This window comes from Nitratireductor sp. GZWM139, from assembly GCF_030068685.1.
In the GTDB taxonomy this organism is placed as follows: domain Bacteria; phylum Pseudomonadota; class Alphaproteobacteria; order Rhizobiales; family Rhizobiaceae; genus Nitratireductor; species Nitratireductor aquimarinus.
Map to the genome: position 1 here is coordinate 184611 of NZ_JAMQML010000002.1, position 22646 is coordinate 207256.

Below are 22646 nucleotides of genomic sequence, written 5' to 3' on the forward strand. Positions count from 1 at the left end.
GGAGAGAGGCTTCAGTCTGCCGAAACCCGTTGGGACAGCCTGTCGAGATGTTCGCGAATATGGCTTGCCTCGGCGGGCGTGCGCGCAAGGGCGATTGCCCGGTTGAAGGCCTCGCGGGCCTCCGCCATGCGTCCGATCTCACTGAGATAGGCTCCCCGAACACCATGGAAATAGAAATAGCCCGAAAGGCGGTCGGCAAGCGGGGCAATGAGCTTCAATGCGGCTTCCGGCCCCTTCGTCTTCGACACGGCAACCGACCGGTTCAGCGTGATGACCGGGGAAGGCGTCAGGTGTTCGAGCATCTGATAGAGTAGGTCGATCTCTTCCCAGTCCGTGTCCGCAGCCGTCCTGGCGCGAGAATGCAGTGCGGCAATGGCCGCCTGAACCTGATAGGCCCCCGGCTGACGGTGGCGCAGCGCCTTGTCGACCAGCGCCAGCCCTTCATCGATGTTCGCCCTCTTCCAGAGTGTGCGGTCCTGATCTTCCAGAAGCACGGCCTTGCCTTCGGGGTCCGTGCGGGCGGGGCTCCGGGCATGTTGAAGCAACATCAGGGCCAGAAGCCCCATGATCTCGGGTTCTGCCGGAAACAGGCGCAACAGCAGGCGGCAAAGCCGGATCGCCTCATCACAGAGTGAAGCGCGCACGGTCTCATCGCCGCCCGAGGCTGAATAGCCCTCGTTGAAGACGAGATAGATCATGGCCGCAACTGCGCCGAGGCGTGCCGAACGCTCCACCGCATCGGGTGCGGCAAAAGGAATGTTCGCTTCCGCCACCCGGCGCTTGGCGCGCGTGATGCGCTGTTCCATGGCGCGTTCATTGACAAGAAAGGCGCTCGCCACCTCCCGCACGCTGAGGCCGGAAACGATGCGCAGCGCCAGCGCCACCTGCTGCGTGGCAGGCAGGTCCGGGTGGCAGCACACGAACATGAGGCGCAGGATGTCGTCGCGATAATGCGCGTCGTCCAGCCGTTCGGCGATGTCGGTTTCCGCATCCTCAAGATCGGAAATCCGGTCTTCGGGCGGCAGGGCGGTGTTGCGCCGGTCGCGCCGCACGCTGTCGAGCGCGGCATTGCGTCCGACAAAAATGAGCCAGGCAGCCGGATCGCGCGGCGGTCCCTTGAGCGGCCAGGTCTTCAGGGCGCGCAGGCACGCTTCCTGAAAGGCTTCTTCGGCCCGGTCCAGATCGCGGAAGTAACGCAGCAGCGCGCCCATCGCCTGTGGGCGAGCGCTTGTCAGCGCGTTCTCGATCCAGGCCAGTTCGGTCATAAGGTCAGGGTTTCCTTTCCAGTGAGATTGCCCTTTTCAAAGATCTGCATCGGGCGGATTTCGAAGGTGACGCTCTCGCCTTCCTTCATTCGCTTGGCGAAATCGACAACTTCATCAAGATTGTCGCAATCGACCACGTAGAAACCGAGAAGCTGTTCCTTGGTCTCGGCAAAGGGGCCGTCGAGCACGAGCTGTTCGCTGCCGGATGCGCGGATCGTGGTCGCAGCAGATGTGGGCATGAGGCGGATCGCAGGACCCATGCGCCCCTTGTCGACCAGCTCTTTCTGGACCCGGCGGCGCTTGGCCAGCACCGCGTCATCCTCTTCCTTGGACCAGGACATGACCACGTCTTCGTTGTGGTAGCAGAGAATTGCATAGAGCATTCCGGTTCCTCTCTCGATTGGAAGACGGCGAAGCTTGCCGCAGTCCGACACGAGGCGTCGAGAAAAAACTTCTGCGGATGGCGCAAAGCCATCCACCGGAATATTGTCAAGAAAACTTCCTACCGGCGTTCAATCCTGATAGCTGAAAGCCGCGTCACCAACCGAGAGCCAGCCATGTTCGCCAACACATTCCCTGATCGCGCCTTGATCGCCGAGACCGTGGCCAAGATGCTGATCGAGATCAAGGCGGTGCATTTTCGCGCCGATGAACCCTATACCTTCACTTCCGGGCTGAAGAGCCCCGTCTATATTGACTGCCGGAAACTGATTTCCTACCCGCGCATCCGCTCGGCCATCATGGACTTTGCGGCCTCCGTCGTGCTTCGCGACGCGGGCTTCGAGAAGTTCGATGCCGTTGCCGGCGGCGAGACGGCAGGCATTCCCTTCGCAGCCTGGCTTTCCGACAAGCTCGGCCTGCCCATGCTCTACGTGCGCAAGAAGCCCAAGGGCTTTGGCCGCGATGCGCAGATTGAAGGCGATCTGAATGAGGGCGCACGCCTTCTTCTGGTCGAAGACCTGACCACCGACGGCGGCAGCAAGCTGAAATTCGCCGAAGCCGTCCGCAAGGCCGGCGCCGAGGTCACCGACACCTTCGCCGTTTTCTACTACGGCATCTTCCCCGAAACGCCGAAGCGTCTGGAAGACGCCGGCATGCGCCTGCACTACCTCACCACTTGGTGGGATGTGCTGAAAGTTGCGCGTGCGGAGAAGCTGTTCGACGAGAAGACGCTCGACGAGGTGGAGAAGTTCCTCAACAAGCCGCTCGAATGGTCCGCTGCCAATGGCGGCATCGCCGAGCTTGGTGAAAAGGCCGGCTGATCGAGAGCCTTCCGGCCTCCGGGCCTGTAAAAAATAAAAAGCGGCAGTTCGCCTGGTCGGAACTGCCGCTTTCATTTTTCAGAAGCTTCCACTGCCCGGTGCATTTTGGTGACGCAGCACCGGCGGTGGGAGACGATATTCAGAGCGGGATTTCGTAGAGCGCCGCCTTCTGCGCGCTGGTGAGTGGCATGTGCGGCGGCAACGGCGCTTCAAAGCCGCTATCCCCGTGCAGCTTGCCCGTCAGATATTTCACAGCCGGAATGAGCGGCTGCGCCGAAATGGCCGTGCGCGCCGCCGAGGCCGCTTCCAGCGCATCGTCATTGGTCGGTTCCGACCAGAGCTTCGCAACGAGCGGAGCCGTCACGCTGGCTGTGGCCGATATGCAGCCGGCATAGCCTTCCGCCTCGGCCTTTGACAGGGCGGCCTCATTGCTTGGGAAAACGTCGAACCCTTCAATCTTCGCCAGTTTCGAGGCGTAATCGAGATCGCCGGAACTGTCTTTCGCGCCGATGATGCGCTGCGGGAAGGCGGCTTTCAGCCGGGCAGCGAATTCGGGCGAGAAGGTCAGCCCCGTCATCTGCGGGAAATTGTAGAGATAGATGTCGATGGGTGCGTCCGCCGTGGAAGTGACGAGGCGCTCGAACCAGGCAAACAGGCCGTCATCGCTGACACCCTTGTAGTAATAGGGCGGCAGAACGAGTGCTGCGGCAAACCCGAGCGCGTGCGCGCGCCGCGTCAGTGCGATGGTCGTTTTGAGGTCGGGTGTGCCGGTGCCCACCATCAGCCGGGCCTTGTCGAGAGAACCGGCGGCGGCTTCCATGAGCGCAATGCGCTGATCCTGCGAGAATGAATTCGCCTCGCCAGTGGTGCCAAGCACGTTCAGCGCATCGCAGCCATTGTCGAGCGCCCATTCTGCATGGCGCAGGAAACGTTTGATGTCGGGATCGCCGGTTTCGGTCACGGGGGTGGGAACGGCGGCAATGACACCGCTTAAGCGTTTAGAGGTCACGGAAGAACTCCTTTGGATATGCGCTTCGATGTGTAGAGCATTTTGCGCCGGGCAGGAAACAACCGACCATTGGGCCATTGAGCCGGGCCGCCCGGCTGCCGGCAAATGAAAACCCGGCCGGAGGAGGGAACGTCCGGCCGGGCTCTTTTCGCCCGCCCGGTTGCCCCGGGCTCACGGCGGAAAGCTGTGCCTGGTTAGTTAGCGCTCGCGACCGGTGCGACAAGCGGGGTGATGCGTCTGAGCGCTACACGCCGGTTCTCACGCTCGCGCGCCTGCGTGTCGATCTTCAGGTAGCGCTCGCCATAGCCCTGCGTGACCAGGTTTTCCGGCGGAATGCCGAACACATCGGTCAGTGCGCGGGCGACGGATTCCGCGCGACGGTCAGAAAGCGCCAGATTGGCGAGATCGGAGCCCACCGCATCCGTATGCCCTTCGATCAGGAAGGTCTCGGCCGGGTTCCTCTCCAGCATGCGGTCGATGGCCGTGGCGATTGCTTCGAGCTCGTCGATCTCGCTTTCCTGAATTTCAGCCGAGCCGAACCCGAATTCGACCGTGTCGAGGTCGATGCGGCGCACCATGTCGCGCACCCGGGCCGAGCGCTTCACTTCCTCGAGAGAGTACATGCGGCGCACCGGCTCCACCGGCGGCTTCTCAAGGAAGGTGTAATAGCGGTCGGGGTTCTCCACGCGCTCCGCCTCAAGAATGTAATCGCTCACCGGGATCGTGAGTCGCAGCGGCGGCAGGTCACGTGCCGGATCGCGCCAGCGATCGACCGTGTCCAGACGCTCATCCGGCACGAACACCAGCACCTGCTCGCGCCCGTCCGGTGCAACACGCACGCGTCGGATCACGTCGCCATAGCGGTTGCGCACGGTGATCAGGCGAACGCCATTGGGGCGTGTCACCACCTCGCGCACGCGGCCGCGCTGTAACTCCTCGTAATAGACCTCGTCCTCATCAAGGATCAGGCGGTCGCTGTCCGGGCTTTCGACGAAGATCTGGTTGTTGATCTCCACGATGGTGCGGTTGTCGTTGAACTCCTGTACGATTTCCGCATCCTCGCGCTGCTGACGCAGCTCCCGGCGGCGTTCACGGCGCTCTTCGCGCGTCGTACCCATCTCGATCCGCTCGCCCTGTTCTTCAAGAATGTTGCGGATTTCGGTACGCAGCGCCTCCGGATCCAGTGCTTCGGCCTGCGCCTCCGCATCGCTTTCAGGCGGCGGTGCGGCAGCTTCGGCTTCAGGAGCTGCCGTTCGGGTTTCAGCCGGAGCGTCCGCATTGCCTTCCGGCTGCGCCTCGTCCTGCACTTCAGGCTCTTTCTGGCTGTCGAGAACAGGTGCGGCGTTTTCCGGCAGCACCTCTTCTTCAGCCGCCTCGGCATCGGTCCCGGCTTCCGCCTCTACCTCTGCGCTGTCTGCTTTGGGTTCCTCGTTTGCCTGGCTTTCATCGGCAGCAGGCTCATCCGGGGCAGGGGCGGTCTCCGGCTGCTCAGTCTCCGTTTCAACCGGTTCTTCGGTGGCCGTTTCTGGGACAGCCGGTTCGGGCTCCGCTGTCTCGGCAGCCGGCTGTTCTTCTTCGCTTTCCTGAGCTTCGGGTTCTGCCGGCTGCTCCTCAGTGGGTGCCGCAGGCTCTTCTTCCTCAGCCTCAACCGGAGCGGGTTCGGTTGTCTCCGCCGCAGGCTCCTCCTCTGTCTCTACCGCTGGTTCTTCGGCTTTGGGGGCAGCCTCCTCCGGTGCGGGGTTCTCTGGCCGCGCCTCTGGCACGGGTGTTTCTTCAGCAGCCGGTGCAGCCTCTGGCTCGGCCGGGTCCTCGGCTTCCGGTTCGGCAATGGGCGCGGGTGGTGCCTCGTCAGCCTCGGGCGCCGCTTCAGGCGCCTCATCGACAGGGGCTGGTGCTGGGGCTGGGGCTGCCGCAGGCGCTTCCGGGGCGGGCTCTTCTGCCTCGCCAGCCTCTTCGTCAGCGCTTTCTTCCTGCTTGCCGCCGCCGCGCTTCTTCAAGAGGGCGCGCCATGCTTCTTCCGACATGCCCTCGGGCTTTTCCGCCTGCGCCAGCACCATGCCGGCGCTGCGCTCCTGTGCGAGCACCGGCTGGACGGCAAGCGGTGTGGCCGCGATGAGCAGGCCAAGGGCCGTGGTCGTCATGATCCGCTTTCGCGTCGTCATAAAATCTCTCCTGTGTGGGCGTCCCATCGCCGCCTAAACCGCTTCACGGGCAATCGGTTCCCATTTCGGTGCATTTGACACCGCTGCGTGTGAAAGCATGGCGGGGCGATGGCGCAGGCATGGCGAAAATGCGCCCAACAGCTCGCTTGACGCGCACGAAAAGGCGGTCCAAAGCTCTGCCATGACAACGAATGAATTCTGGAAAACCAAACCGCTTTCCGCGCTCAGCAACAGGGAATGGGAGGCCCTGTGCGATGGCTGCGGCAAGTGCTGCCTCGCCAAGCTTGAGGATGAGGATACCGGCGACATCTACTGGACCAGTGTGGGCTGCCGCCTGTTCGACGGGGCAAGCTGCCGGTGCCATGATTATGAAAACCGCCTCGCGCGCGTGCCCGACTGCGTGCAGCTGACGCCCGAGAATGTCGGAACCATCCCCTGGCTGCCGGCAACCTGTGGCTATCGTCTCGTGGCGGAGGGCAAGGATCTCCTCTGGTGGCACCCGCTCATTTCCGGTGACCCCGAAACGGTGCATGAAGCCGGCATCTCCATGCGCGGGCGGGTGAAGGCCAGCGAAGACGATCTGGCGCAGCCGGAGGGTTATTTCTCTTTCATCCTGGATGAGGAACCATAGGCCGCGAACGCGGCTTTCCTTCAGGCGAAAGAGCAAACACGGAGCAATGACCATGTCGGACGATGAAACGCTGAGCCTCGTGCAGTCCTTTCTGGATGCGCTGAACGCCAATGACCACGATGCCGCGCTGGCGCTGGTGAGCGAGGATGTGGCGCATGATCCTTTCGACGGTGAACGCGAGATCGGGCGGGACAGGCTGCGCTGGCGTCTGGGGCTCGAGGCACGGCATTTCGATGAACGTTTCGCCGACATTGCGCTGATGAGCGCACCGGGCGGCGTGCGGGCTGCGGCCGAGTTCACCGTGCGCGGGACCTATCGCGCAACGGCCGAAGGCCTGCCGGAAGCGACCGGCCAGAATTACACGCTGCCGGGTGGCATGTTCTTCGAGATCGATGGCGGTGAAATCACCCGCATCAGCGAGCAGCGCAACCCGGTGCAGTGGCGCGCCGCATTGTCGCCCAGTCGCTGAATGCCATGTGAACGGCTCATTCCCGGGCCGTTCAGGCACACCCTGACAAAGTGCTTTTCATCACGGGGCGCGGAAGAAGTCCTGACCAACCGAGGAAAGCACCATGTTACACAAGCTCAAGATCGCAACCCTTTCGGCAATGATCGGTCTCGGCACGCTGGCAGCGGCCCCGACCACGGCGCAGGCGGACAATCTCTATTTCGGTTTCGGCATCGGCGACCCCTCGGGTGGTTATGTCTACGGCCATAACGGACGCGGCCATCGCGCAGAACGCCCCCGCCGCAACCGCGCCTGCACGCCGCGTCAGGCAGTTCGCAAGGCTGAGCGTTTCGGCATGCGCCGGGCGCGCGTGGTGAAGGCCAACCGCAACATCATCCGCGTTGTCGGACGCACCCATTGGGGCCGCCAGCACATCGTGTTTGCACGCGCCCCGCGTTGCCCGGTGATCCGTTAAAGCAATTCCAGGAAAAGTGGGAACCGGTTTTCCGTCCGGAATTGCGTAAAAACAATTGGTTAGGGAGTTCCTCTGTTCAACGAAAAGCGGAGTTTCTCTAACCAGTCTGTCGACCGGCAAGAAACACCCATTCAAAAAGAGAAAAGCCGCTGGCAGGGCGCCAGCGGCTTTTTTGTGCGTGACATGCTCTGTCTTGAGCGGTCTCCCGTCAGGCAGGGGCCTGACGGGAAAGCCAAGAAGGCCTAGTTGTCCAGTTCGAACGTGACGTTGACCTGCACCTGATAGGTGTTTTCGCCTGCTTCCACCGGAACGGATTCGGCCGACGCCTGCATCCGCACGGCCTTGCCGGCATAGGGCATGGGCGGGCGCTGCTGCATCTGCTCGGAGATCTCGACAATGTCGCCGAGCTTCAGGCCGGCGGCCTCTGCAAGCGTCTTCGCCTTGTCCATCGCGTTTGCCACCGCACGCTTGCGCGCTTCGGTAACGGTTTCCGACGGATCGTCATTGGTGAAGTTCAGGCCACCGCCCTGGTTCACGCCGAGCGACACGGAGCGGTCGAGAATTGCGCCGACCTTGTCCAGATCGCGGATGCGCACGGTGAGCGTGTTGCCCACCTCGTAACCAATGATGCGCGGGGCTTTCTCGTCATTCTTGTCGTTGGGGTAGACATAGCGCGGGTTGATCGACAGGCCGCCGGTCTGCAGATCGCGGGCTTCGACGCCGTCTTCCTTCATCGCGTCGATGACGGCGGTCATTGCTTCATTGTTGGCGTCGAGCGCCTCGCGCGCCGTCTCGGCCTCTCGCACGACGGCGATGTTGAGGATCGCCATGTCGGGGCTGACGGCGGCTTCTCCCTCGCCGGTCACGATGATTCGTCCGTCCTTGTCGCTGGCGACTGCCGGGCCGGCTGCGAGCAGCGAAGCGGCCAGCATCGGGGCTGCGAAGGCGGCGGGGAAGATGGATTTGGTCATGGAAATCTCCTTTTGCGATGTCCGCATACGGCAAGTAGACAGCGATTGTGTATCGATTGCGGCAAGATGACTTGTGCAGCGATGAAAAAGCAACTAATCCATCGCCCACCGGGCCTGTAGCTCAATTGGTTAGAGCCGGCGGCTCATAACCGCTTGGTTGGGGGTTCGAGTCCCTCCGGGCCCACCAATGACTTTTCAGTCGTTGATTTTGTTGGTCTTTTCCCGGTCTCTTCCGAATTTCTCTCGAGTTTCAGATGCGTTGCTGCATCGTGGGAAACCGGGTGCCGACGGGCGAAAGGGTTCGTTCCGCGACCTCGAGCTTGGGGCAGGAGGACGGATATTTCGCCCGCCAGCGCCGCCAAGCTACCCAACTGGAATGCGTATTCTACTGGTGCGATAACGTAGTTGCCCATCGCCTGCTGTCGGGCAGGCCGACGCCTACGGCAGGGCGGATGAGGCGTCGGCCAGGCGGTCCGGGTCAGGTCCGCCGCATGCGCAGATGGCCGGATTCTCGACCAAAATGCGAATGACGAAATGTTGCTCGGGGTAACCGTCATACTCTGGAAGCAGGCGCTGCGCCCGATCCTGCCTCCGTCAGGCATTCACTGGCGGACCAGTGTGAAGCGGATGCCATCGTCCACCACGCCGCCGGCCCGGCGCGCACTGCCATTGCGGGACAGATAGACCGTGCCGATGCCGGGCTGCGCTATGCCCGACAGGGTGATGGTGTCGCCATCGCGCGCCCATTTGTTGACATCGGCAAGCCCGTGAAGGCCACCAAGACCGCTCACCTGATGGCAGGCAAATGGGGACACGCGCCCGCTGTTTCCGCCACTGTCGGCGCTGAAGGTAACGGTGCAGCTGTCGGTGCCGGTGCTCACGGCCGGTTCCACACGCCATTTGCCGATGATCGGGTCGCGGCTTTCGGAAAGTGTGGCGACAGGCGCGGTTGAAGGTCCGGGGCTTGTGCTTTCGGACACACAGCCGGCGAGAGCGACAACTGCCAGAAGGCCGAGTGTTGATGAGCGCCGCATTGCTTCCCCCTGAATTTGAAACACCAAAGACCCGCAGCCTTTTCGCATGACTGAGGGTTCTCCAAAGCGCATTCTATCGAACACGCATCATGCCGTGTGTCTCAGGCCTGTGCCGTTTGTCTCAAAGTGCTGGAAGAGGGCGATCTTTCGAAGAACCCCGCCGGCGGACCGGCGGGGCGTTTTCAGCGTACCGGTTTATTGCAACCGGCTGCCATCATTGCGCGGCTGCAGGAGCTGCGGGACCACCCGAAGCGGCACATTCGTCTGCGGCTGCTGGATCTTGCGGCAGTTCGGCGGTGTGCCGACAGTGCCACGCGGGCAGCGGGGCGCGACGATGGGACGGCAGTTCGGATAATTGCCCGTTGTGCCCTGCGGGCAGCGGCGCTGCACGACCGGACGGCAGTTCGGGAACGTGCCTGTCGTGCCGCGCGGGCAGCGCGGCCGCACGATGGGCGCGCAATTGGGATAGCGCCCCGTCGTTCCGGGCGGGCATTGACGCTGCACTTCCGGCCTGCGGCAGGCACCGGCCACCAGCCGCGTTCCGCGCGGACAGACACAGCGTCCGTCCTGGGTGCGGATCTGGCCCGGAAGCAGGCGGCACTGCTGGCGGATCGGCCGGCAGTTGGGCGGTGTGCCCGTCGTGCCGCGCGGGCAATCCCGCTCCACCTGCGGTGTTACGCAGCGCCCGTTGGTCAGGCGTGTTCCGCGCGGGCAGACACAGCGGCCATCCCGTGTGCGGATCTGCCCCGGCAGAAGCCGGCATTGCGGCCGGGGATCGGCCTGCGGCTTCGGATCAGGCTCACGCGGCGGTGTGGGGCGCGGCGTGGGCAGCGGCACCGGCGCGGTCTGCACGCCAATGCACTGGCCATTGCGGAAGGTGGTGCCTTCCGGACAGACACAGCGCCCCGCATTGTTGAGAACGAGACCCGGCGAACATTGCTGGTCCTCTTCCTCGTCTGCCAGAACCCTAAAGTCATGGCAGTCATAGGCGCGGTCGTCTTCTGCTCCGCCTGGTGCGCCCGAGAGCGAAGGCGCGGTGCGCACATCCGCTTCACGGTCGATCACGGCGGCGCAGTTCAGCCCGTTTGCGCCATTGGCCACTTCGTCGGCCAGACCGCCATCCACCGGCAGTTCGACGATCACCTCATGCGTGCGGCTTTCGCCGGCCGCAAGGGCAAGGTCGGTTTCGCAGGCAAATGGCAGTTCGGTCGGTTCCGGCGAGCAGCCAAAGGGCGGGTTCACCGAGACGATCCGTGCAGAAACACCACCGAAACCCTCGACCCGAAGCGCATCACCGATGCGGACCGGACCGGAGATGGAGGCGGGCCCCTCGTTGCGGATGGTGATCTGGAACCGGCACGGCTGGCCGATAAGGCACTCGGCATCGCCGGTCTTCTCGACCGAGATCTGCGTTCCGCCCTGCGCACAGGCCTCGCCGATGGGATAGACGATGTCGTCTCCCGGAGCCGGGCCGTAGGAACCGCGTGCGCAGTTCTCGAACCGCTCATTGGTCGAGACATTGACCGTCACATCGAAGTAACGCGAGACGCCGGGGGTCATGACCGCACCGGGGATCTGGCAGGTGAGGTTCGCTGCCGGAACCGCCCCGCACGACCATTCGGGACCATCCGGCGTAACCGTCTGAATGTCGACGGGCGCGCCACTGCCGATGATTTCCGCTGCATCGTTGACCCGAACCGGGCCGACGGGTGCGGCCGTGCCCGCATTGGTGATGCGGATGCGGCAGGCAACGCCAGCGGTCATGGACAGGACGGGTTCGCACGTCTTTTCGATGCGCATTTCCGCCTTGCCTTCCGGGACGCCCGGAATGGTCGCCGTGGCGCAGGCCTCGTTGTTGGCGAGGTTCGTTTCGCCTTCAAGCGGCGTCACCTTCGCGCAGTTTTCCACCACATTGGTCGGATAGTCGCCGACCACCGTGGTCACCAGAATGTCCGTCGATGCGCCGGGCACGAGATTCAGTCCCGGATGATCGCACTGGAACATGTTGCCGGCGAGCGGCGCACAGATCCAGGGCGGCGAAGGGCTGAAGCCTGCCGAGGCGACGTCGCCAGCCGGGAACGTGTCCACGAAGCTGACGGGGCCGTTGATCGGCGTTGCGCCTGCATTGAGGATGGTGACGACATAGGTGCAGAGCCCGTCAGGCGTGCAGATCGAAGGATCGGCGCGCTTGCGCACGGCAATGTCGGGCGTGTCGTCATCCGGCGGCGTGCAGCCGGGTGTGCCCGGCAGGCAGATCGCGATGGAGGCGCAGGCCTTGTCGTTGGTCGGATCACCGAACGGGTCCTTGCCACTGGCGGTATAGTCATATTCGGCGCAGTTGCGGATTGCACCCCAGACCCATGCCGGCCCCGGCTGGAAGCCGAGTTTGAGCTCCACGAACGCGCCCGGATCGAGCGTGGTTTCGGGATGCTCGCATGACATCGGGCTCATCATCGGGGCGCAGACCCATGGTGCGTTGGGGCCGGAGACCACCGTTGCATTGCCGGGTGTCGTCACCTCGTCCAGCACGATCTTGCCGGTGTACGGGGCATCGCCCGCATTGGAGACGCGAATGGTGAAATCGCACGAGCCGTCGATTTCGCATTCGCCTTCGTCGGCCCATTTTTCGACCTTGATGTCGGGTTCGCCTTCATCATCGGGCGGACATTCGAGGTCTTCCGGGATATCGATGTCGACCATCTGCGAACAGCACAGGCCAACGCCCTCGGCCGGACCCGCATAGGTCTCGATGCCGGTGACGATCAGATGCACCGTATCGCCGGGTACCGCACCGGTGATCTCCCATTCAAGCGTGCCGCCGCCGGCAGGAACCACCTGATCTGGCGGATCAATGGTGATGCCCGGCGTGGTCGAGGTCACGGTGACGACATTGCCCGCCATCTCCGGGCCCACGTCCATGCGATAGATATAGGCGCCGCCGCCGGGCAGACAGTCCACCTCGCCTGTTTCGACCGAGAAACAGGCCTCGTCCGGCCCGTCGCCCGGGGGCGGGGGAGGCGGTGGTGGCGGCTCGCAATCCGTCACGTCGATGGTGATGGTTGTCGGATCGCCGGTTTTCCAGTCGCCATCATCCGGCAGAGCCGGGTTATGCGACGGGATGTTGGCCACGAGGCTGCCTGTCGCCGTGCGGATCACGGCCACATTGGCCTGATTGTCCACATTGACGATGGCGGGGAAGGCTGCCTGATCGATCTTCGCCTTGATGGTGATGTCGATGGCGCGTTCCGTCAGGCTGCCATCACCGTCGAGATCGGCGGCTGTCAGATGGAAATCCGACTGGGTGAGCGTGTCGTCCATGGTCGCGGTCGTGCTCACCACATGAGGTGAAACCGGCACGCCGCCAACGCCGATGATGTCGCCGCTGAAGGTCACGTCCACGATCGCCAGACTGGCGGGAAGCTGGTCCGTGAACTCGAATTTCACATTGGACAGGAATGCACCGAGACCCGGATGGGAAATCATGTCGGGTTCTCCGCGCACGCCAAGGCGCAGGCGGTATTCCACATAATCGCAATCAAGCTGTCTTCCGCGCTTTTCGAGGAACGGCGTCAGCACGGGCTCGACTTCCGGCATTTTCGGTTCGAGCTCGATGCGCGGGCCGTCTGCGTCGCCCGGTGTTTCAAGCACTTCGATTTCTTCAAGCACACGCCCTTGAGCGTGGGCCTGACCGATGCCGGCAAACGGCATGAGCGCTGTGGAGAGCGCCATGCCGGCCACCAGCAGCCAGCGCGGCGTGCGCGCTTTGTCTGCAAGGGGTTTCATGATCGTCTCCATGACGGTGTTGAACGTGATCCGTTCGGCGGGATGGGTGAACATGGTCATCTCTCCCTCCCTCACGGCGCACAGGATTCAAGCGGCGTTTCAAGCGGCAACGTCACCTTGCAACAGGGGAAGTAGCCACCCGCATCGGCATCGGACTTTCTGAAGAAGCAAAGGCCGAGATCGACGGTTTCACCAGGGATATGGCCATTGATGCCGAGCGTGAACGGCGTGGCCAGACCGGGAACCGTCTGCCTGGACGGGGAAACGGCGATGCCGGGCGTCAGCGATTTCGCAGAAAGCGTATCGCCGTCGATGCCGGCGCGGTCACGGATGTACAGATCGGCTTCGAGCCCTGCCGGCGTGCAGAAATACGCCGCCGTCTCCAGCTCGATACAAGGCGGGAGATCGTTGGGGGGCGGGAAGCCGGGTGGCCAGCCGGGAACGGGAATTTCACCCGGATAGGGGATTGGTTCGTAGTAGCCGGTGCGGCCCTCACAGGGACGCCAGACCTCCACGTCGCCCACATGGCCCTTCACCTCGGGGTCTTCGAAAAAACCATCGTAATCGGCAAACCAGGAGCCGAAGGGCGGTTCGTTCTTCGGCCGCACAAGGGTGCTTCGCGTGAGCTGCGCCCCGTGAACGGCAAGAGGCCCGCCTTCGATGAGCTGTTCTTCAAGGGCAGGGTTGTCGCGCAGCCTGTCGCCGGTCTTTATCAGCGTGCTTGCGCATGCATTGCGGTTGAAGAAGCCTTCGGCATCGTACCCGTATTGCAGGTCGATGCCGCCGGCCGTCTGACGATAGGGTTCGGGAAACCCGACCGCATATTCCTGGGGCGTCGGTACCCAGATGCTATCGGTTTCCGGGTCATCGGGGCTTTCGCGCCAGTAGCGCAGCACCGATGCCTCGCCGCTGTCGGCAAAGCTGGAATAGTCGTAGCGGTTTTCAACCTCGCCGCGCTGGGCGAGATACATGAAACCGCGCGTGTCGAAGGCGATGTCGGTGACCGGGAGTTCTTCCTCGGCTTCCACCGTCAGCTCCCAGCGCGGATCGCCGGCAAATGCGCCGTCACGGGCAATGCCCACCGACCAGATTTCCGCCTCTTCGCCGACCGCGTAGTAGAGGCGTCCGCCATGCATGGCGAGGCCGTAGACCCGCCGTTCCTCCTGCGTGTAGCCCCAGCTCTTCGGCTCTTCGGTGTCGAAGGCTGCGCCCTGAATGTCCATCACCGCGCCATCGTCGGCCACGGGATCGAGCCCGCGCGCCGGCCGCCCGTCAACGCCGTGATCGAAAGTGCCGACCAGATTGCCATCGATGTCGATGCGGTGAATGAGGCCGCTGTCGAGATCGGAGGCGAAGAACTGGCGGTGCGAGCGGTCAAAGGCGATGTTGCCGATGCCCGGACCACTATTGGCGTCGATATCGGCAAACAGTGTGACCGCGCCGGTTATCCCGTCGATCTTCCAGATCGAACCGGGACCGCCGCCATTCTTTTCGCCGAACTGGCCCTCCATGAAACGTGCGCCGGCCTTGCCGCGGCGCTGCCGCTCGGGCCGCCCGTCCTCATCCTCGTCCTCCGTAACGATCTGGAGGCCGTGCATGGATGTGGCTGCGGCATAGAGATTGGGCACGATGGCCGTGGTCTCTTCGCGCCTGCCATCATCATAGGCAAGGCCGAACACCTGACCGATTTCGGAGGCCGGTGTCTCGAAGGGCGGTGGCGTAAAGACCACCTGTCCGGTCGGCGGGCCGCCGAGCCAGGTCATGTCGAAGATGCGCAGCGAGGCGCGAGCGGTGTCGATGAAGGTTTCGTCCACCGGGTCCACACCCGGCAGAAGCCCCTCTTCGAAACCGGGAATGACCGTGCCGGGAAATCCCGTCATGGCCATGAAGCCCGGCTGGATGATCGCGCCGTCCTGTGCGTGTGCAGGTGCGTGCAGCGCAAATCCCGCCATCATGGCGAGCGTGATGGCTGCCGTGCCTGCGCGAAGATGTCTGGTGAAAAAAGCGGGTCGCAGAATTGCGCGCCCGTCACCTCGTGCCGGGAACCGGTGGTCCTGCCGCATAACGTGCCTCCCGATACCGTTTCGGGAGGTGCCCGGCCGGGCGTCCCTGGTGCGCCCGATCCCCTTGATTCCGGTGTGTTCCCCCGAAGCGAGGTTCTTTTCTACCCCGTCTGGATCAAGACTACGCCTCGGCTTACCCAAGGTCAACAAAGCCGCCCCGGCCATGCGCCGCGGCGGCTTCAACAACCGTTTGCAGTTGATATGCCGTGTCATCACAACACTCCTTTCCGGGCGCGCACCATGCGTGCCCTGAAGCCTGTGTCGGTCGCGGCAGTGAAAAGGTTCACGCCCCGGGGAAGTGGTGGGGGAACTGGTGGGGAATTGGCCTGTGCTGCGCCGGGGTTGAACGATGGGCCTGTTCCCACAGCCCGGCAAATGGACTAGTTTTTTCGGGAGTTGGGGGAAAAGCGATGAACCGGAACGTCCCGTCGCGACACACACTCTCGAAGAGCCGGTCATGAGCGGTGCAATGGGCCAGACGTCCGACGCCGAACTCGTGGCCAGAACGGCGCGCGGCGACAAGGCGGCGCTGAGGCTTTTGTTCATGCGTCATCACACGCGGGTCTACCGCTTCGTGATGCGCCAGACGGGATCGGAAACCATGGCGGACGAAATCGCGAATGAAGTGTTCCTGGAGGTGTGGCGTCAGGCGCCCCGCTTCGAGGCGCGCTCGCAGGTCACCACCTGGCTTCTGGGCATTGCCCGCTTCAAGGCGCTTTCCATGTTGCGCAAGCGCCGGGAAAGCGCTCTGGAAGAAGGGCAGGCCGAGGCCGTGCCGGACGGCGCGGACACGCCGGAGGTCGCAACAATGAAGGACGACAAGGCGACGGCGCTGCGCGGCTTCGTCAATGAATTGTCCGAAGAGCACCGCACTGTGGTCGATCTTGCCTATTATCACGGCAAGTCGGTGACCGAGATCGGCGAGATCCTCTCGGTGCCCGTCGCAACGGTAAAAACCAGAATGTTTTACGCCCGCAAGAAGCTTGGAGAAGCGCTGCAGGCGTCAGGATATGATCGAGGCTGGCCATGAGCGAGAACGCACAATCGAACCGGCGCGACCGGCTGGAAGCGCTGCTGCCGTTCTTCCTGAATGGCACGCTCTCGGGCGCTGAACTGCGTGAGGTGGAAGAATGGCTCGCCTCCGATCCCGAGGCGCTCGCCTCTCTTGCGGAAGCCGAAGGCGAGTATTCGGCAACCCTTGCAGACAATGAGGCAATCCACCCGCCGGCCGATGCGCTGGCGCGCTTCTCGGCGGCGCTGGCCGAAGAGGCCGGACCCGACCGGGCGGCAGGGCTTACGCTGCGCGAGCGGTTTGCCCGCTTCCTCCCCTCGCTTCCCGTGCAGGCCGCCTGGGTGGCTGCCGGGCTGGCGCTCGCCATTCTCGTCGGCCAGACCGTCTGGCTCAACCTGTCCCAGAACGAGCAATTCTCCGTCGCTGGTGCAGATCGTGAAGCGGCCCCCTTCGTTTTCGTGACCTTCAGGGCCGATGCGTCCATGGCGGACGTGTCCGCGCTGCTCGATGAAAGCGGTGTCGAGATCGCTGCCGGGCCGTTGCCGGGCGGGCTCTACCGTGTGCTTGTGCCCGCAGAAACGGCTGCCCAATATGACGGGATCGCTGCCGCGCTGGCGGAGGCAAGCGTGGTGGAAACCGTTGTGACGGGGCGCAGACCTGCCGATGAATAGGCCTCTCACGCGCATTCTGACCGGCATCCTGCTCACCGCCTTCGCGGGTGGTCCCGTATTCGCCCAGACCACGCCCGACCCGCAGGCCGCACCGGACGGGACGCGCGTTGAGACACAGCCCTCCGGGCGTCACGTGGTCTATCTGCCGCAGATGCTGGCCGAGCTTTTCGGGCCTGGAGCGGGCCGCGATGCGCCTGCACAGCCCGCCACACCCGGTGTCGGACCCACGCCGACCCTTCCCACACCCGCCGGGGCAGGAGCCTTTTCCCTGCCGGTCGCGCCGCAGCGCGCCATATCCGGGGCTTTCGTGCCCGACGAAGTGCTTGTCACGCTGGACGGCGATGAAGGCGTGGCGGCCGCCGTTGCCGCGCAGTTCGGGCTTGAACTGCGTTCCGCCCGTGCCTCCACGCTTCTGGGCCGCACCGTTGCGCGGTTTGGCATTCCCGATGGCCGCCCGGTGGGCTTCGTTCTTGCCCAGCTTGCCGGCGATGGCCGGCTGGCGGATCGTGTGCCCAACCATGTTTTCCAGCTTCAGCAGGCGGCGGGCGTGGTGAACTACGCCTTTGAACGCATCGCGCTCGATGCCGGTGCTGCAAGCGGCGAGAATGTGAGCGTGGCGGTCATCGACTCCGCGCTTGACGGGAACCACCCGGCTTTGAAGGGGCGTGTGGCGGGCACGTTTGATGCGCTGCCCGACATGGAGGTGGCTGACCGGGATCATGGCACGTCCATCTCCGGCCTGATCGCCGGCGACGAGACCTTTCGCGGCATCGCGCCGGGCGTACGCCTTCTTCATGCGCGCGCCTTCGAGAGCGGTGTATCCAGCACGAATGTGCTGCTTGCAGCACTCGACTGGGCGGTGGAAGAGGGCGCGCAGATCGTGAATATGAGCTTTGTCGGGCCGGAAAACCCGCTCTTCTCCGCCGCCTGCAACAATGCGATGGCGCGTGGCGTCGTTCTGGTGGCAGCCGCCGGCAACAACGGACCGGGCGCGCCTTTCGGTTATCCGGCAGCCTATGGGGATGTGATCGCCGTGACCGCCACCGACGTTCACGACCGGCTGATGGGCCAGGCCAATCGCGGCCGTTACATCGACCTTTCCGCGCCGGGCGTGAACGTTGTCGCGCCCATCCCTGGCGGCATGGATGTGGTGACGGGCACGTCTTTCGCCGCCGCGATCGTTTCCGGTGCGATTGCCAATCTCATACATGCCGGCGAGGACGCCGCGCCCGAAGCGCTGGCCGAACTCCTGCGCACCACTGCGGTGGATCTGGGCGCGCCGGGCCGGGATGAAGAGTTCGGCGATGGTCTTCTGAATGCCAAAGCGGCCATGGCGGGACGTACCGGCAATTAGTCTCTATTCTGCCTTTCTGTGAGGCCGACGGGGGCGATGATGAGGCCATCTTCGTCGCGTGCGCGATGGGCCTTCACGCCATAGATCTCCGCCAGATGCGCTTCCGAAAGCACCGTTTCCGGTGTGCCGAAGGCTGCCAGCCTGCCCTTGTTCAGGAGCATGACCCGGTCGCACCAGCGCGCTGCCAGCGTCAGATCGTGGAGCGATACCAGAACCGTGCGCCCTTCATTCTCTGCAAGCCGCTTCAGCGACTGCATGAGGGTGATCTGATGTGCCGGGTCGAGGCCGGAGGCCGGTTCGTCAGCGATCAGCAGCGGGGTCTGCTGCGCCATGGCGCGCGCCATCAGCACACGCGCCTGCTCGCCGCCTGAAAGCTCGGTGGCGATCCGGTCGGCGAGCGGGGTCACATCGGCCATCTCCATCGCGCGGGCGATGGCCGCTTCATCACCGGCATCCGGGCGGCGTCCGAAGGCGCGCCAGGGCAGGCGGCCCAGCACCACCAGATCGCGCACGGTGAGGCGCCAGCCAATGATGCGCTGTTGCGGCAGATAGGCGATAAGGCGCGCGCGCGCGGCCGGGCTGATGGAGGCGAGATTGTGCGCGCCGAGCCGCATCGCGCCTTCAGCCGGCAATTGCCCGGTCAGCGCGCGCATCAGTGTGGACTTGCCTGCGCCATTGGGACCGAGCAGCCCGATCACCTGACCCGGTTCGATGTCGAAACCGACGCCCTCAAGCACCAGCCTGCCGCCAAGCTTCACGCTGATATTGTCCGCCTGCAGCCTCATCACAGCATCTCCCGGCGGGCGCGGATCACGAGCCACAGGAAGAAGGGCGCGCCGATCAGCGCCGTCAGAACGCCGACATTCAGTTCGCCCGCCGGCAAAACGAGCCGGGCGGCAATGTCGGCAGCCAGAAGCAGCGCCGCGCCGCCGAGGCCTGCCGGAAGCAAGAGGCTGCTTGGCATGCGGTTCGTGAGCGGTCGGATCAGATGCGGCACCACGAGGCCGATGAAGCCGATGGTGCCGGCCACCGCCGTCGCCGCCCCCACCGAAAGCGCCACGCCGGCAACGATCAGGAAACGCGCGCGGCCCATATGAATGCCGAGATTGCCGGCAGCCTCTTCGCCGAGCGACAGCGCATCGATGGCGCGCGCCGAAAGCGCAATCAGCAGCCAGCCGGCGGCCATCAGCGGCAGGGCAAGCAGCACATGCTCCATGGAGCGGTCCTTGAGCGAGCCCAGCAGCCAGAAGATGATTTCATAGGCGGCGAACGGATTGGGCGAGAGGTTGAGCACCAGAGAGGTCAGCGCGCCAGCAAGGCTCGATAGCGCGACGCCGGCCAGAATGAGTGTGAGCGTGGAGCCCTGACGCGCTGCAATGGCAAGCAGGATGAGCACGGCGGCAAGCGCACCGATCAGCGCCCCGGCGGGCAGCGCGTAGAGCGAGCTTCCCGCAAGCCCCGAATAGAACACGGCGACCGCGCCGAGTGCGGCCATGGACGAAACGCCGATCACGCCGGGTTCGGCGAGCGGGTTGCGCAGAAACCCTTGCAGAACCGCACCGGAAAGGCCGAGTGAAAAGCCGATGGCAAGGCCGAGCAGGGCGCGCGGAAGGCGGATTTCGCGCATGATGATGGCGGCTGCTTCACCGCCGCCGGCGAAAAGCCCTGCAATGCTGTCTCCGATCCCAAGCGCAGCCGGCCCGACCAGCAGCGACAGGATGAAGAGCGCAAGCGCGAGCATTGCGAGCGAAATGGAGAGCTTCATTGCGTGGCGTCCTGCGGGCAGGGCGCGATTTCGGCGCGCAGGCTTGCCAGCGCGCGCACGGCTTCAATCACGGCGGGCGACCCGCAGGACCATGCGCCGGCAGGCACGAATGCGCCGATGCGCGTGTCGGGCAGCGCGGCAATTGCCGGATGGCGCGGCACATGTTCGCCAAGGGTGGGCGCGCCCTCTGACGCGCTGGTGACGATGACGTCAGGCCGGGCGGCGATGACCTGTTCGAGCGGGAAGGGCGCAACGCCCACCAGTCCGAGATCAGCCGCGAGATTGGCAAAGCCCGCCGCCTGCATAACGGAATCGGCCAGCGTTCCGCTGCCAAGCGCCACCCCGTTCTGATCATAGGCGATCATGGTGGGGCGCATGTCGCACTGGCTTTTTGCGATGGCATCAAGCTCCCGCGAAAAATCATCGGCCAGCTTCTCGGCCCGCGCTTCCTGACCGAGAAGCGCGCCCATGCGGCGGATTTCTCCCGGAATGGTGTCGAGCGTCTGCACGAAGGAAAACTCCTCGACCCTGAAGCCAAGCCGTTTCAGAAGCGCGGTCGTGTTGTGCAGCGAGTAGGTGCCGGTCACCACGAGGTCCGGCTTTTCCAGAAACACCTCTTCGGCAAGACCGCGATTGACGGGAAAATCCTGCGCCTTCTCATGCAGCATGGAAAGGTCCGGCTCGCGGGCAAGGAAGGAAACGGAGATCAGCTGTTCCGGTCCGGCAAGCGTCATGGCGAGCTGATCGGTGCACAGATTGAGCGACATGACCCGTTTGGGCGCGGCTGAAACCGGCGCGATGAGAAACGCGCCGGCCAGAAATGTCAGGCCGGAAAGGCGGGAGAGGCGTTTCCGGCGCTCACGCATCAGGGCGCGAACTTTGCCTGGAACCCGGCGAACACCGAGAAGCCGGGCGTGTTGTAGCCGCGCACCGTCTGATAATCCTGATCGAGCAAGTTCTCCGCGCGCACATAGAGCTCGGTGTCCTCGGTCGGCTTGTAGGCCACTTTGGCGTTGACCAGCAGGTAATCGTCCAGCTTGAAATTGCCCGTGTCCACCGTGTCGATGGCCGCCTTGGCCGAGGCCGAAATGGTCCATTTCTCGGCAGGCCGTACGCTGGCGATCAGCCCGATCTCGTGGCGCGGCACACGCGGCAGCCGCGCATCGTTCTGATCCACCGAATGCGTGTAGGTGTAGGCTCCGGTGAGATCGAACCAGTCGGTTGCGGCATAGCTGAGCGAGGCCTCGACACCGCGCATGCGCGACGTGCCGGGGATCTGGTCATACTGGGTCGTGTAACCGATCAGATCGTCGATCTCGAGCTGGAAATAGGTGATGTCGGCGATTGCCCTGTCGTTCCAGAAACGCTGCTCCACGCCAATGTCGAAACCGAAGCTGGTTTCAGGCCGCAGATTGGGGTTTGCCCCGAACGGACCGAAAAGCTCGTTGAGGCTGGGTGCACGGAAGCCGGTTCCCACCGAGCCGTGCAGACGCGTTCCGGTCGCATCGATGAGATAGGAGGCGGTTGCCCGGTATGTGGTGTGCCCGCCGAATTCGCTGTGCTCGTCCTGCCGGAGGCCGGCTGTCAGCGTCAGGTTTTCAACCGGCGTGGCAATGGCCTCGCCCCAGACGCCTGCGATCCAGAAATCGGAATCGATCTGGGGGTTGAACATGCCGGCGGGAAAGACTGCGCTCTGGCGTTCGTAATCCGCGCCACCCTGAACCGTCAGCCATTCATTGACGTCGAATGCGCCCAGATAATCGGCCTTGTAGCGGCGACCGTCATAAGAGCCGTCGAACGCGGTGCCGGTGATGGAGCGTTCCAGGTCGAAGGCCTGCACGGAAACCGTGTTGCGGAAGCGGCCGTTCATCAGGTCGAGATTGAAGCCGGCCCGGCCGGCCAGCTGTTTGCTGTGGTTGGTCGCCGTCAGATTGTCGCTCGGCAGAATGGTGCCGAAGCCCTGATTGTCGAACTCGGCTTCCGCGTCGATGTAGAGCGCCGAGCCGAATACGGAGAACACGTCTGAAAATGCATGCTCGGCATTCACGTCGAAGGTGACGTTCTCATAGCCATCGCGCTCCGTGCCCGAAGCCGCAGCCGAAATGCCGTCGGTGCGGTAGCCGGTTGCGTTGATGGAGAGTTTCGACTGTTCGTTCGCCGCCCTGAAACCGTAGGAGCCGCCGACCGTGCCGTGCGAGCCGCCTTCGCCCTGAATGATATGGGCGATGCCCGGTTCGATGTCGCCCAGCGTCGACAGGCTGATCACACCGGCAATCGCATCGGAGCCGTAAAGCGTGCTCTGCGATCCCTTCAGCACTTCGATGCTCTGCAGGCCGCCCGACAGAAGATACTGGTAGGACGTCTGCACCTGCGGGCTGGTCGGATCGGAAATGTCGATGCCGTTATAGAGCGTCTTCACATAGCGGCGCGGCGCGCCGCGGATCGAAAGGCTGCCCTCTGCGCCAACGCCACCCGGCGATGAGAGGCTCACACCCGGCAGCAGGTCGAGATACTCGACGGCCAGCGGCAGGGACTGTTCCTCGATCTCTTCACGGCCCACCACGTCCACCGTCGACCCCACGGTGGAGGCCTCTGCCGGTGTGCGGTTGGGCGTGATGACCAGTTTTTCAAGCACATAGTCTTCTGCGCCCGCCATGGTGGCTGAAAGGCCCGTCAGCAGCGCCGAAGCGCTGAGCAGGAGCCGGGTGCGATAACGTCTGGATGGCATGCGTGCTCTCCAT

General features: G+C 64.0%; 19 protein-coding genes and 1 tRNA gene. 8 read left to right on the top strand and 12 right to left on the bottom strand.

The annotated features are described in order from the left end of the window. Positions 1–11 precede the first annotated feature (11 nt). Positions 12–1265, bottom strand: a complete 1254-nt coding sequence (locus NDI72_RS03315; protein WP_283799582.1) for an RNA polymerase sigma factor — start codon at positions 1263–1265, stop codon at positions 12–14. Next, positions 1262–1648: a YciI family protein gene (locus NDI72_RS03320; RefSeq protein WP_113155721.1), complete on the bottom strand. Its 387-nt coding sequence runs from the start codon at positions 1646–1648 to the stop codon at positions 1262–1264. The genes NDI72_RS03315 and NDI72_RS03320 overlap by 4 nt, the downstream gene beginning before the upstream one ends. Positions 1649–1822: 174 nt before the next feature. Here NDI72_RS03320 and NDI72_RS03325 point away from each other — a divergent pair, with 174 nt between their 5' ends. After that, positions 1823–2527 (top strand): orotate phosphoribosyltransferase, encoded by a 705-nt coding sequence (locus NDI72_RS03325; RefSeq protein WP_113155720.1) that lies wholly within the window; start codon positions 1823–1825, stop codon positions 2525–2527. A gap of 139 nt (positions 2528–2666) precedes the next feature. Here the strand turns inward: NDI72_RS03325 and NDI72_RS03330 are convergent, their stop codons facing one another. Further along, positions 2667–3536: a dihydrodipicolinate synthase family protein gene (locus NDI72_RS03330; protein WP_283799584.1), complete on the bottom strand. Its 870-nt coding sequence runs from the start codon at positions 3534–3536 to the stop codon at positions 2667–2669. A gap of 194 nt (positions 3537–3730) precedes the next feature. Beyond that, positions 3731–5698, bottom strand: coding sequence for an OmpA family protein (locus tag NDI72_RS03335; protein WP_283799586.1), 1968 nt, complete (start codon positions 5696–5698; stop codon positions 3731–3733). 181 nt (positions 5699–5879) lie between these two features. On the opposite strand from NDI72_RS03335, the gene NDI72_RS03340 reads away from it, so the two are divergent. The 3 genes from NDI72_RS03340 to NDI72_RS03350 all read left to right on the top strand — a co-directional run bounded on the left by NDI72_RS03340 (position 5880) and on the right by NDI72_RS03350 (position 7252). After that, on the top strand, positions 5880–6329 hold the full coding sequence (locus NDI72_RS03340; RefSeq protein ID WP_283799587.1) for a YcgN family cysteine cluster protein: 450 nt from the start codon (positions 5880–5882) through the stop codon (positions 6327–6329). A gap of 52 nt (positions 6330–6381) precedes the next feature. After that, positions 6382–6798, top strand: coding sequence for a nuclear transport factor 2 family protein (locus tag NDI72_RS03345; protein WP_113156377.1), 417 nt, complete (start codon positions 6382–6384; stop codon positions 6796–6798). 103 nt (positions 6799–6901) lie between these two features. Beyond that, positions 6902–7252 (top strand): hypothetical protein, encoded by a 351-nt coding sequence (locus NDI72_RS03350; RefSeq protein ID WP_283799589.1) that lies wholly within the window; start codon positions 6902–6904, stop codon positions 7250–7252. Positions 7253–7494: 242 nt separating this feature from the next. Here the strand turns inward: NDI72_RS03350 and NDI72_RS03355 are convergent, their stop codons facing one another. Continuing rightward, positions 7495–8223, bottom strand: a complete 729-nt coding sequence (locus NDI72_RS03355) for an SIMPL domain-containing protein (RefSeq protein ID WP_113155716.1) — start codon at positions 8221–8223, stop codon at positions 7495–7497. A gap of 110 nt (positions 8224–8333) precedes the next feature. Between NDI72_RS03355 and NDI72_RS03360 the strand changes: the two genes are divergently transcribed. Next, positions 8334–8410 (top strand) — tRNA-Ile (locus NDI72_RS03360). A 415-nt stretch (positions 8411–8825) separates the two neighbouring features. On the opposite strand, the gene NDI72_RS03365 is transcribed toward NDI72_RS03360, so the two are convergent. The 3 genes from NDI72_RS03365 to NDI72_RS03375 all read right to left on the bottom strand — a co-directional run bounded on the left by NDI72_RS03365 (position 8826) and on the right by NDI72_RS03375 (position 15103). Then, positions 8826–9257 carry a hypothetical protein gene (locus tag NDI72_RS03365; RefSeq protein WP_283799591.1) on the bottom strand — a complete coding sequence of 144 codons (432 nt, stop codon included), beginning with the start codon at positions 9255–9257 and terminating at the stop codon, positions 8826–8828. A gap of 195 nt (positions 9258–9452) precedes the next feature. Next, on the bottom strand, positions 9453–13100 hold the full coding sequence (locus NDI72_RS03370; RefSeq protein WP_283799592.1) for a DUF7929 domain-containing protein: 3648 nt from the start codon (positions 13098–13100) through the stop codon (positions 9453–9455). Positions 13101–13111: 11 nt separating this feature from the next. After that, positions 13112–15103 carry an NHL repeat-containing protein gene (locus NDI72_RS03375; RefSeq protein ID WP_283799593.1) on the bottom strand — a complete coding sequence of 664 codons (1992 nt, stop codon included), beginning with the start codon at positions 15101–15103 and terminating at the stop codon, positions 13112–13114. Positions 15104–15560: 457 nt separating this feature from the next. Between NDI72_RS03375 and NDI72_RS03380 the strand changes: the two genes are divergently transcribed. Genes NDI72_RS03380 through NDI72_RS03390 form a run of 3 tightly spaced genes read left to right on the top strand, consistent with a single transcriptional unit; the run spans position 15561 to position 18140 of the window. After that, entirely contained in the window at positions 15561–16133 is a 573-nt protein-coding gene (locus NDI72_RS03380; protein ID WP_206548176.1) for a sigma-70 family RNA polymerase sigma factor, read from the top strand. After that, a complete protein-coding gene (locus NDI72_RS03385; RefSeq protein WP_283799594.1) occupies positions 16130–16786 on the top strand; it encodes an anti-sigma factor in 657 nt (218 codons plus the stop codon). Before NDI72_RS03380 ends, NDI72_RS03385 begins: the two co-directional genes overlap by 4 nt. After that, on the top strand, positions 16779–18140 hold the full coding sequence (locus NDI72_RS03390; protein ID WP_283799596.1) for a S8 family serine peptidase: 1362 nt from the start codon (positions 16779–16781) through the stop codon (positions 18138–18140). The genes NDI72_RS03385 and NDI72_RS03390 overlap by 8 nt, the downstream gene beginning before the upstream one ends. Here NDI72_RS03390 and NDI72_RS03395 read toward each other — a convergent pair. Genes NDI72_RS03395 through NDI72_RS03410 form a run of 4 tightly spaced genes read right to left on the bottom strand, consistent with a single transcriptional unit; the run spans position 18137 to position 22633 of the window. Next, entirely contained in the window at positions 18137–18925 is a 789-nt protein-coding gene (locus NDI72_RS03395; RefSeq protein WP_283799598.1) for an ABC transporter ATP-binding protein, read from the bottom strand. The genes NDI72_RS03390 and NDI72_RS03395 overlap by 4 nt on opposite strands. After that, the gene (locus tag NDI72_RS03400; protein WP_206543940.1) at positions 18925–19905 is read right to left on the bottom strand and encodes a FecCD family ABC transporter permease; all 981 of its coding nucleotides are present in this window, start codon (positions 19903–19905) and stop codon (positions 18925–18927) included. The genes NDI72_RS03395 and NDI72_RS03400 overlap by 1 nt, the downstream gene beginning before the upstream one ends. Then, entirely contained in the window at positions 19902–20771 is an 870-nt protein-coding gene (locus NDI72_RS03405) for an ABC transporter substrate-binding protein (RefSeq protein WP_283799602.1), read from the bottom strand. The genes NDI72_RS03400 and NDI72_RS03405 overlap by 4 nt, the downstream gene beginning before the upstream one ends. Next, positions 20771–22633: a TonB-dependent receptor plug domain-containing protein gene (locus NDI72_RS03410; RefSeq protein ID WP_283799603.1), complete on the bottom strand. Its 1863-nt coding sequence runs from the start codon at positions 22631–22633 to the stop codon at positions 20771–20773. The genes NDI72_RS03405 and NDI72_RS03410 overlap by 1 nt, the downstream gene beginning before the upstream one ends. Between the last annotated feature and the right edge of the window lie 13 nt (positions 22634–22646).